Here is a 10,263-nt window from a genome sequence, read left to right on the forward strand (position 1 = left end):
GCGAAGGCCAGCGTGAGCATGGCGAAGTAGATGCCCCGGCGGCGCAGACAGAGGAAGCCGATGACCGCCCCCCCGGCCACCGCCAGGGCCAGACCGGAGGCGAGCCCGGCCCAGAGGGAGCCGACCTTGAGCTTGGCCAGCGCGATACCGGTGCCGTAGGCGCCGAGCCCGTAGTAGGCCGCGTGCCCGAACGAGAGCAGGCCCGTGTAGCCGTAGAGGAGATTGAAGCCGAGCGCGAAGAGCCCGAAGATCAGCACCTGCGTGGCCAGCGCCTTGTAGGGCACCAGGAACGGGAACACCGCGAAGAACCCCAGGAAGCCCAGGACGGGATGGGCGGCCAGCCAGGCCACGAGACGCCCGATCATTTACCGGCGGCTCCAGCCCGCCGTGAACCGGGGTGGCCTGCCCGAGGCGCGCGGGGCTTCATTCCAGCAGCCCCGCCTCGCCGAAGAGCCCGCTGGGGCGCACGAGCAGGACGAGGGCCATCACCACGAAGACCATGATCTCGGCCAGCTTGGGGGCGACGAAGGTGGTGAGGCTCACCACCTCGCCGATGAGCACGCCGGCCACGATCGCCCCCACCAGGCTGCCCATGCCGCCCACCACCACCACCACGAACGACTCGATAACGATGGTGACGCCCATCTCGGCGTAGACGCCCCGCATGGGGCCGGCCAGGATCCCGGCCAGCCCGGCCAGCCCGGTGCCGATGCCGAAGACGACGAGCCAGATGCGCCCCAGATCGATGCCGAGGGCGCGGACCATCAGCGGATCTCGGGAGCCGGCGCGGATGACCAGGCCGACGTTGGTGCGCTCGAGGAAGAGCCAGAGCGCCAGGAGGACCAGGGCGGTGACGGCGATGACGAAGAGGCGGTAGACCGGGAAGGTCATGAAGCCCAGGTTCACCGCCGCCCCCAGCTCGCGGGGGGGATCGAGGGTGAGGCCGACCTTGCCCCACACGAGCTTCACCGCCTCCACCAGGACCAGGGACAGCCCGAAGGTGAGCAGGAGCGGATCGTCGATCGAGCGGCCGTAGAGCCGGCGGACCAGGAAGCGCTCGACCAGGAGCCCGAACACCCCCACCATCAGCGGCGCCAGCGCCAGCGCCACCCAGAAGCTGCCGGTGAGGCCGAGCAGGAAGAAGCCGAAGTAGGCGCCCAGCATGTAGAGCGAGCCGTGGGCGAAGTTCACCACGGTCAGGAGCCCGAAGATCAGGCTGAGCCCGATGGCGAGCAGGACGAAGAGCCCGCCCAGCACGAGGCCGGTGAAGAGCTGGGCGGCCAGCGCCGAGGCCGAGATGTCGATCACGGCGCTAGGCGTGGCCCTTTTCGGCGCAGGTGCGGTCCAGTTCCTCGTTGGCGGGGATCCGGGCGATGATCTCGAGCAGGCCCCAATCGCCGCGCACCGCGCTGGCCGGCCGCCCGCGCGTGATCCAGAGATCCTGGAACGCCTTGTTGTCGCACGCGCGCCACCACTGCTTGCTCTTGTAGTGGCTGTACGTCGGGTTCGCCCGCAGGGCCTTGGCCACCGCCTCCGAGTCCAGCGACTTGGCTACCGCCACGCCCCGCGCCACCTCGTGGATGCCGCTGTAGCCGTAGGACCCGTAGGCATCGGGGACGGTGTTGAAACGCTTGCGGAACGCCTCCACGAAGCTCTTGGCCTGCGGGATCGTGTCCTCCAGCTCCCAGTAAAAGGAGGTCGCACCGTACACGTCGCTGAACAGCTCGGCGCCCCCCTGCCGGTTGTAGGGAAGGATGTGCAGGGGCTGGACGAGCTTGACGTCTTTCTTGAGCCCGAAGCTGATCGCCTGTTTGAGAAAGGCGACGGAATCGGCACCCGGCGCCACGGACAGCAGCACCTCCGGCCGGGCGGCCTGGATCTTCGGCAGGTGAGCCGAGAATTCCGGGTTGCCCAGCGGGTAGGGCGTGCTCTCCAACACCGTGCCGCCGTGCTTCTTGATGATGTCGCTGAACACGGCGTTGTTCTGCTTGCCCCACGCGTAGTCGGCGTACACGATCCACCACCGCTTGCCGAGGTTCTGCACGGCCCAGGCGGCCATGGCCCGGCCGGTGATGGTCGGGTTGAGCGCCTCGTGGAACGTGATCGGGCTCGTGTCGGGCTTGGCGCTGATCTCGTCGGACTGGCTGACCGAGATGAAGAGCACCCCGGCCTTCTTAGTCTGCTCGTTGATGGCCATCTGGACGTGGGCGGCGATTCCGCCCACGACGAACTGCACCCGGTCGTTCTCGATCAGCTCCTTGGTCCGCTGGGCACCCACCGCGGGCTTGAGCTGGTCATCGCGGAAGAGGACCTCCAGCTTGCGTCCCAGCACGCCGCCTCTGGCGTTGACTTGCTCCATAGCCAGGGTGGCCCCCCGCTGCATGTCCTCGGCGATGGCGCCGAAGGGCCCGGTCAAGGGAATGGGGAAGCCGATCTTGACCGGGTCCCTGGTCTGGGCCCGGAGCACGGCGGGAAACGCCAGCGCGGCGGCGGCTGCCGTTGCGGTCCCCAGGAACGCGCGACGGTCCATGGTGGCCTCCTACCTTTCGGGCGCGGGCTTTGCCCGCGCAATCCTCCCGGGGGGAGGTTTCGGAAGGGGGGCGGAGCCCCCCTCCGAGGGTTCAGGCGTGCCCGAGCTCTTTGCACGTGCGCTCGAGCGATTCGTCGGCGTCCACCTTCGCGACGATCTCGAAGATGGACCATTCGGACTTCTGATCCCTGGCGCTGCGCGATTTCAGCACGTAGACATCCTGGAGGGACTGGTGGTCGCACTTCCGGATCCACTGCTTGCCCTTGTAGTGGTCGTAGGTGTGGCCCTCCAGCGCGGCGATCACCTTGTCCGCCTCCAGGGACTTGGCGCGCTCCACCGCCTCCAGCAGCAGCCGCGTGCCGCTGTAGGCGTAGCCGGCGTAGTCGAAGGGGGGCCGCTGGTGCTTCTTCTGGAAGGCCTCCACGAAGCGCTTGGCCGACGGGATGCGCTCGGCCAGCTCCCAGTAGAAGGTCGTCCCTCCGTAGACGCCGTCGAAGACCTCGGGCCCGCCCTCCCGGCGCATCGTGCCCAGGAACACCGGGCAGAGGAGCTTCATCTGCGATTTGAGGCCGAAGCTCGCCGCCTGCTTCACCGAGTTGAGCTGATCCTTGCCGAAGTTGGCGAGCACGAGCACGTCCGGCTTCGCCGCCTGTATCCGGGGGAAGAGGGCCGAGTAGTCGGTGGCGCCGAGCGGGTGCGGGTCGGCGCCCAGGAACGTGCCGCCGCGCTTCTCGGCGGCCAGCTTGAAGCCATCGCGGAGCTGGTGGCCGAAGGCGTAATCCGCGTAGAGGACGTAGAGGCGCTTCCCGAGGTTCCGGAGCGCCCAGCCGGCCACCGCCTGGGACGTGATGTGGGGGTTGATGGCCTCGTGGAAGGTGTAGGGGCTCCAGTCGGGCCGGGCGGTGATCTCGTTGGACTGGCTGATCGACACGTAGATGATGCGGGCCGCCTTGGTCTGCTCGTTGATGGCCATTTGGACGGCGGCCGAGAGCCCGCCGATGACGAAGTGCACCCTCTCGCTCTCGATGAGCTCCTTCGTGCGCTGGGCGCCGACGCCGGGCTTGAGCTGGTCGTCGCGCACGAGCAGCTCGACGCGCCGGCCCAGCAGGCCGCCGCGGGCGTTGACCTCGTCCACGGCCAGCGTGGCGCCGGCCTGCTGGTCGCTGGCCTCCGCCCCGTAGGGGCCGGTGAGCGGAATGGGGAAGCCGATCTTGATGGGGTCGCGCGATTGGCCGCTCGCGATGGAGCGTGCCAGCACGACCGTCGCGGAGCCGGCGGCAGCCAGGCGAAGAAAGTCGCGGCGAGGGAGCGACGCCATCCCGAACCTCCTGCGGTCAGGCCCGAAGTGGGCCGATCATAGGAGCGGGGTCGACACCTGTCAATCGTGATAAAGTGCCGGCCGCGCATGCCGTACGTCGGAGCGAGCGTCAAGCGCGCCGAAGATCCGCGCCTGCTGACCGGACGCGGACGCTACGTGGAGGACGTGGTGGCGCCGCGCATGGTCCACGTGGCCTTCGTGCGTAGCCCGCACCCCCACGCGCGCATCCGGCACCTGGACGCGGCGGCCGCCCGCCGCGCGCCCGGCGTCGCCGGCGTCCTCACCGGCGACGAGGCGGCGCGACTCTGCAAGCCCTGCCTGGGCATTCTGCTCCACTACCAGGGGATGAAGACGGGCGCGATGCTGCCCCTGGCCCGCGGGCGCGTGCGCTACGTCGGCGAGCCGGTGGTGGCCATCGCGGCCACGAGCCGGGCCGCGGCCGACGACGCCGCCGAGCTCGTGGACGTGGCCTACCAGCCGCTGCCGGCCGTGCTCAGCCCCGATATGGCGCTCGGACCCGGGGCGCCGCTGATCCACGAGGAGCTGGGGGACAACCTCATCTACGAGGCCCGGATCACCGCGGGCGACGTCGACGCCGCCTTCGCCGGCGCCCACCGGGTGTATCGCCGCGCGTTCGCGAGCGGGCGCCACACGGGCGTGCCCCTGGAGCCGCGCGGGCTCGTCGCCGACTTCGATCCCTCCACCCGCGCGCTGACGGTCTGGATCTCGACTCAGGTGCCGCACATGATGCAAGCCGTGCTCGCGGATCTGTTCGGGCTCGCGGAGCACCGCGTGCGCGTGATCGCGCCCGACGTGGGCGGGAGCTTCGGCATCAAGATCCACGTCTACCAGGACGACCTGGCGGCGGTGGCGCTGGCGCTCACCCTCGGCCGTCCCCTGAAGTGGGTCGCCAGCCGGCGCGAGTCGTTCCTCTCCGACATCCATGCCCGCGAGCAGACCATCGCGGTGGAAGTGGCGGCGACTGCCGATGGAACGGTGACCGCGATGCGGGCGAGCATCGTCGCCGCGGTCGGACCGTACTCCGCCTACCCGCGCTCCAGCGTCGTGGAGGGCGGCCAGGTCCTGCGCCTGCTGCCGGGACCGTATCGCGTGCGCCACTACGACGCCACGCTGCGGGTGGTGGCGCAGAACAAGGTGATCACCTCGCAGTACCGCGCCGTCGGCCACCCGATCGCCGCCGCCGTCACCGAGAGCATGCTGGAGCTGATCGCCCGCGACCTCCGGCTCGACCCGGCCGAGATCCGCCGGCGCAACCTCGTACGTCCCGAGGAGTTTCCCTACACGTCGGCCACGGGCAACGTCTATGACAGCGGCAGCTATCAGGCGGCCCTGGAGCGGCTGCTCGACGTGGCGAAGTACGCCGAGCTCCGGCGCGAGCAGGCGGCCGCGCGCCCCGCCGGGCGCCATCTGGGGATCGGGCTCTCGTGCTTCGTCGAGCTGACGGGGCCGGGGGCGCAGTTCTACGGGATCGGCGGCGCGCCCATCTCGGGCCAGGAGGGCACGACGGTGCGCCTGGAGCCCTCGGGCGCCGTCACCGCTCTCGTCGGCGTCACCAACCAGGGGCAAGGCACGGGGACGGCGCTCGGCCAGATCATCGCCGACGAGCTGGGCGTTCCCCTCGACGCCGTCACCGTCCTGTCGGGCGACACGGCGATGGTGCCGTACGGCGGCGGCACCTGGGCCAGCCGCGGCATGCCCATCGGCGGGAGCGCCACCCTGCTGGCCGCCCGCGCGCTGGGCGACAAGATCCGCCGCCTGGCCGCCGCGTTGCTGGAGGCCCACGCCGAGGACATCGAGCTCGGCGACGGCCGCGCGAGCGTGCGCGGCAGCCCCGACCGGGGGCTGGGCTTCGGCGAGCTGGCGCGCACGGTGCACTTCCGCTCCAATGCTCTCAGAGGCCTCGAGCCGAGCCTGGAGGCGACCGTGCACTACGCCAACCCCGCGGCGTGGACGTTCACCAACGGCGCTCACCTCGCGATGGTCGAGGTCGACGTCGAAACGGGCAAGGTCCGCGTGCTCAAGTACGTAGCGGTGGACGACTGCGGTCGCATCGTCAACCCCGCGCTGGTCGAGGGCCAGATCGCGGGCGGGATCGTGCAGGGCATCGGCGGCGCCCTCTGGGAGCACTGCGCGTACGACGCCGCGGGCCAGCTCCTCACCACGACGCTGATGGACTACGCCGTGCCGACGGCGGTGGACATCCCCCCGATCGAGGTCCATCATCTCGAAACCCCGGCGCCGGGACTGGCGGGGGGCTTCAAGGGCGCCGGGGAGGCCGGCACGACGGGAGCGCCGGCGGCCATCCTGAACGCGGTCAACGACGCCCTGGCGCCCTTCGGCGTGATGATCACCGAGCAGCCGATCACGCCCGAGCGGGTGCTCTGCGAGCTTGCGCGAGCCAGGCAGGACTGCGACTGCGGCTCCGAGAGAGACTGAGGTGATGGTCAACGATGACTACTGAGAAAAGGCCTCCAGTGGATGAACTTCGCAGGACGCTGACCCCGGAGGCCCGAGAGATACTTACCGCGATCTGGGATTACTTCTTTGAATACCAGAAGTGGATTCAGGAGCGGGTTCTGCATCATAAGTTTCTGGCTGTTGGAAAAGGAGCGAGAGGAGTCACTCATCTGACGCCGAAATCACGGACCCGGTACGCGCTTACGAATATTTGAGGCTAAGCAGTCTGGCTATGAATCTGCTCGAAGCCGCACAACCTCGCGCCGGAGAATAACGATAGGAGTTGGGAGGAGAACGATGCGGATCGCGGTGCTCCTTGTGACGGCATTTCTCGTGATGTCTGCGCCGCTCACCTCTCGCGCGCAGACGCCGGCCCCGCTCCAGGTGATCGTGTTCCCCGGCGGCTTCAACTGGCCGATCTGGGCCGCCCAGGACAAGGGCCTGTTCGCGCGCGAGGGGCTCGACGTGAAGCTCACGCCCACGCCGTCCTCCGTCTTCCAGCTCACCAACCTGATCGAGGGCAAGTTCGATATCGGCATGACGGCCATCGACAACGTCATCGCCTATCAGGAAGGGCAGGGGGAAGCGCCGGTCGCGGGCACGCCCGATCTGTTCGCCTTCATGGGCGGCGACAACGGCTTCCTCCGCCTGGTCGTCCAGCCGGAGATCGGGTCCTACGCCGACCTCAAGGGCAAGGAGCTCTCGGTCGACGCGCTGACGACGGGCTATGCCTTCGTCCTGCGCAAGATGCTGGAGCGCGGCGGGCTCAAGGAGGGCGAGTTCACGCTGGTGCGGGCGGGCGGCGTGCTCCAGCGCTGGGAGGCGCTCAAGGAGAAGAAGCACGCCGGCACGCTCCTGATCACGCCCTTCGAGATCATCGCCGAGTCCCTGGGCTTCCGGCGGCTGGGCAACGCCGTGGACGCGCTCGGCCGCTACCAGGGGCTCGTCGGCGCCGCGCGGCGGTCGTGGGCCCAGGCCCACGCCGGGAAGCTGGTCGGATTCATCCGCGCCTATCGCGGGGGGCTCGACTGGCTCTACGATCGGGCCAACCGGGCCGAGGCGCTGGCGATCGTCCAGCGCAACGTCCGCGGGATGACGCCGGAGCTGGCCGCGAAGACCTACGACGTCCTCCTCGCCCCGGAAGGCGGCTTCCAGCGCGCCGCCGCGGTGGACGAGGACGGGATCCGCACGGTGCTGCGGCTCCGGAGCGAGTACGGCCAGCCGAAGAAGGAGCTGGTCGATCCCTCGCGCTACTACGATCTCACCTACTACCAGCGGGCCCTGCGCCCGCGCTGAGGACAGACCCATGCGCGCGCAAGTGCTCCGTCAGTGGGGAGGCGAGGTCACCTACGAGGAGGTGAGCACGGCGTCGCCCGGCCCCGGCGAGGCTCTGGTGAAGGTCGAGGCGTGCGGCGTGGGGCTGACGGTCCTCAACGCCATGAAGGGCAATATGGGCCAGCGCGCCGAGGATCTCCCGCGTATCCCCGGGCACGAGGCGGTGGGCCGGGTCGTCGCGGTGGGCACGGGCGTGGAGGGCCCGCGCGTCGGCGATCGCGTGCTGGCCTACTTCTATCTCTTCTGCGGCGCCTGCGACCTCTGCCGGGCCGCCCACGAGCCGCTGTGCCGGAACCTCCGAGGCAACGTCGGCATCGCCTGCGATGGAGGCTACGCCGAATATCTGAAATTGCCGGCTGAGAATTTCCTCCCCCTTCCCGACGGCGTCTCGCCGGTCGCCGCGACGGCGATTCCCGACGCGATCGCCACGCCGGTCCACGTCGCCCGGCGGGCGGGGATCGGCCCCGGCGACGTCGTCATGGTGGTCGGCGCCGGCGGGGGCGTGGGCATCCACATGGTGCAGATGGCCCGCCTCTTCGGCGCCGAGGTCATCGCGGTCGATCGCGCGGAAGACAAGCTGAAGGCGGTGCGCGATCTGGGCACCCGCGCGGCCGTGGACTTCCACTCGCCGGACATCGCCGCCGCGCTGCGGACGATCGCGCCTGCGGGCGTCTCGGTCGCCGTGGATTTCGTCGGCACCCGGGAGACGCTGGCGTTCTGTCTCGAGCACCTCGGGCGCCGCGGCCGCCTGGTGCTGCTCACGACCTTCCCCGGGGTCGCTACTGAGCTGGCGCCGCGGCTCATGGTCCGCGAGGAACTCAGCATCCTGGGATCGCGCTACGCCTCGCGCTGGGAAGTGTCGGAGGCGGCGCGGCTGGTGGCCGAGCGGCGCATCACTCCCGTCGTCTCGGAGACGGTGGAGCTGGCGCGGGTCGGTGAGCTGCACGCGAAGCTGCGGGCCGGCACGCTCCTGGGGCGCGGCGCGATCGCCTTCTGATGCTCACCGTCGGCACCAACCGCTTCGGCTTTCCCGATCCCGCCCGGCTGGTCGAGTCCTGCCGAGCCGCCGAGGCCGCCGGGTTCGACCACTTCTGGTTTCCCGACAGCCGGCTCCGCAACGGCGACATCTTCATCAACGTGCTGACCGCGGCCCAGCACACCGAGCGGGTCCGCGTGGGCACGCTGCTCGTGAATCCGGTGACGCGCCACCCCAGCGTGACCGCCAAGATGGTCTCGGAGACCCCCGTCGAGACCGCGCGCCGCTTCTATCTCATGGGTCGCGCCGCGGAGGTGCGCGCCCAGCTCGAACCGCTGGTGTCGCGCCTGGCCTGGATGGGCCACGTGATCCGGCAGCCCAGCATGCCCGGCCCCGCCTTCATCGACGCCTGTGGCCGGACGATCATTCCCACGTTTCGTCGATGCCTGGAGGAGCCATGATCCGCAAGATGCGCACCCGGCGTGACGACCAGCAGTGGATCCTCGATCTGGCCCTGAACATGCGGGGCCGCGTGCAGAACTTCGAGCGGGACGAGCCCGAGACCCCCAAGCGCGCCCACAACTACCGGATGCTGCCCAAGATGTGGCGGGAGGCCGCCGAGCACCACGAGGCGCTGGGCCGGCGGGCCCAGGCCCAGGGCTTCCAGGCCACGGCCACCGAGCACTACGACCACGCGATCGAGGCCTACCGGATGGCCCAGCACCCCATCTTCTACGACGATCACCCGGTGAAGATCCGTCTCCACCGCAAGCTCAGCGAGATGGTCGATCGCCGCGCGGAGTGCGCCGCCTACCCGATCGAGCGCGTGGAGGTGCCCTTCGACGACGGCAAGACCATCTCCTGCCTGCTGCACCTGCTGCCCGACCGGAGGCGGGCGCCCTGCATCCTGTACGTGCCCGGCATGGACCAGACGAAGGAGGTGTTCCCCCGCGCCGCGCACAACATCGCCATCCCCCGGGGCTTCCACGTCCTGGCCATGGACGGGCCCGGGCAGGGCAGCTCGAACATGCAGAAGATCCGCGCGGTCAAGGACAGCTACGAGCGCGCCGGCGCGGCGGTGATCGAGTACCTGCGCGGCCGGAAGGAGATCGATTCCGCCAAGATCGCCATCTACGGCATCAGCATGGGCAGCTACTGGTCGCTGCGCCTGGCCAGCTACGATCACCGCATGGCGGCCGTGGTCAGCGGGGTGGCCTGTTTCAACCCGAACAACACGATCTTCACGCAGTCCTCCCCCCGCTTCAAACAGATGTTCATGTACATGGCGGGGACGGACGACGAGGAGGCCTTCGACGAGATGGCGCGGACGATGACCGTGCGGGGGTATGTGGACAAGATCCAGTGCCCGACCCTGCTGGTGGCCGGCGAGTTCGATCCGCTCTGCCCGCTGGAGGACGCGATCGAGGTCTACGAGGCCCTGGCCACGCCCAAGGAGCTCTGGGTCATCGAGAACCAGTTCCACCCGCTCTGGAAACTGCCCAACCTGGGCGCGCTGGACTGCCACGAGTACGTGCTCGACTGGCTGAGCGTGACGCTGGGCAAGGGATTGCCCACGGCCCACCGGCGGATCGCCTACGTGCGGCAGCACGGCGACGGCCCCTTCGG

Annotated in this window: 9 protein-coding genes; 5 read left to right on the forward strand and 4 right to left on the reverse strand. The window is 69.6% G+C overall.

The genetic code is table 11. The annotated features are described in order from the left end of the window. The 4 genes from VGV13_04105 to VGV13_04120 form a co-directional block, all read right to left on the reverse strand. Positions 1 to 365 (reverse strand): branched-chain amino acid ABC transporter permease (locus VGV13_04105; protein ID HEV8640262.1); only part of this gene is annotated, 365 nt, incomplete at its 3' end. A 58-nt stretch (positions 366 to 423) separates the two neighbouring features. Next, positions 424 to 1,299, reverse strand: coding sequence for a branched-chain amino acid ABC transporter permease (locus tag VGV13_04110; GenBank protein ID HEV8640263.1), 876 nt, complete (start codon positions 1,297 to 1,299; stop codon positions 424 to 426). A 13-nt stretch (positions 1,300 to 1,312) separates the two neighbouring features. Next, positions 1,313 to 2,530: an ABC transporter substrate-binding protein gene (locus VGV13_04115; GenBank protein HEV8640264.1), complete on the reverse strand. Its 1,218-nt coding sequence runs from the start codon at positions 2,528 to 2,530 to the stop codon at positions 1,313 to 1,315. Between the two features lie 91 nt (positions 2,531 to 2,621). Continuing rightward, on the reverse strand, positions 2,622 to 3,848 hold the full coding sequence (locus VGV13_04120; GenBank protein ID HEV8640265.1) for an ABC transporter substrate-binding protein: 1,227 nt from the start codon (positions 3,846 to 3,848) through the stop codon (positions 2,622 to 2,624). An 87-nt stretch (positions 3,849 to 3,935) separates the two neighbouring features. On the opposite strand from VGV13_04120, the gene VGV13_04125 reads away from it, so the two are divergent. The 5 genes from VGV13_04125 to VGV13_04145 form a co-directional block, all read left to right on the forward strand. Continuing rightward, a complete protein-coding gene (locus VGV13_04125; protein HEV8640266.1) occupies positions 3,936 to 6,305 on the forward strand; it encodes a xanthine dehydrogenase family protein molybdopterin-binding subunit in 2,370 nt (789 codons plus the stop codon). Positions 6,306 to 6,623: 318 nt separating this feature from the next. Beyond that, on the forward strand, positions 6,624 to 7,622 hold the full coding sequence (locus VGV13_04130) for an ABC transporter substrate-binding protein (protein ID HEV8640267.1): 999 nt from the start codon (positions 6,624 to 6,626) through the stop codon (positions 7,620 to 7,622). A gap of 10 nt (positions 7,623 to 7,632) precedes the next feature. After that, positions 7,633 to 8,658 carry an alcohol dehydrogenase catalytic domain-containing protein gene (locus VGV13_04135; protein ID HEV8640268.1) on the forward strand — a complete coding sequence of 342 codons (1,026 nt, stop codon included), beginning with the start codon at positions 7,633 to 7,635 and terminating at the stop codon, positions 8,656 to 8,658. Next, a complete protein-coding gene (locus VGV13_04140; GenBank protein ID HEV8640269.1) occupies positions 8,658 to 9,098 on the forward strand; it encodes an LLM class flavin-dependent oxidoreductase in 441 nt (146 codons plus the stop codon). Before VGV13_04135 ends, VGV13_04140 begins: the two co-directional genes overlap by 1 nt. Next, positions 9,095 to 10,263, forward strand: a 1,169-nt coding sequence (locus VGV13_04145; GenBank protein HEV8640270.1) for an alpha/beta fold hydrolase, incomplete at its 3' end; no start/stop codon positions are given. The genes VGV13_04140 and VGV13_04145, both read left to right, overlap by 4 nt.

Source organism: Candidatus Methylomirabilota bacterium (assembly GCA_036001065.1).
In the GTDB taxonomy this organism is placed as follows: Bacteria; Methylomirabilota; Methylomirabilia; order Rokubacteriales; family CSP1-6; genus MNEF01.

What these genes read in the sequence shown, in the direction of transcription:
- VGV13_04115 (HEV8640264.1), bottom strand. Translation starts at nt 2,530, where the DNA reads ATGGACCGTCGCGCGTTCCTGGGGACCGCAACGGCAGCCGCCGCCGCG.
- VGV13_04120 (HEV8640265.1), bottom strand. Translation starts at nt 3,848, where the DNA reads ATGGCGTCGCTCCCTCGCCGCGACTTTCTTCGCCTGGCTGCCGCCGGC.
- VGV13_04125 (HEV8640266.1), top strand. Translation starts at nt 3,936, where the DNA reads ATGCCGTACGTCGGAGCGAGCGTCAAGCGCGCCGAAGATCCGCGCCTG.
- VGV13_04130 (HEV8640267.1), top strand. Translation starts at nt 6,624, where the DNA reads ATGCGGATCGCGGTGCTCCTTGTGACGGCATTTCTCGTGATGTCTGCG.
- VGV13_04135 (HEV8640268.1), top strand. Translation starts at nt 7,633, where the DNA reads ATGCGCGCGCAAGTGCTCCGTCAGTGGGGAGGCGAGGTCACCTACGAG.
- VGV13_04140 (HEV8640269.1), top strand. Translation starts at nt 8,658, where the DNA reads ATGCTCACCGTCGGCACCAACCGCTTCGGCTTTCCCGATCCCGCCCGG.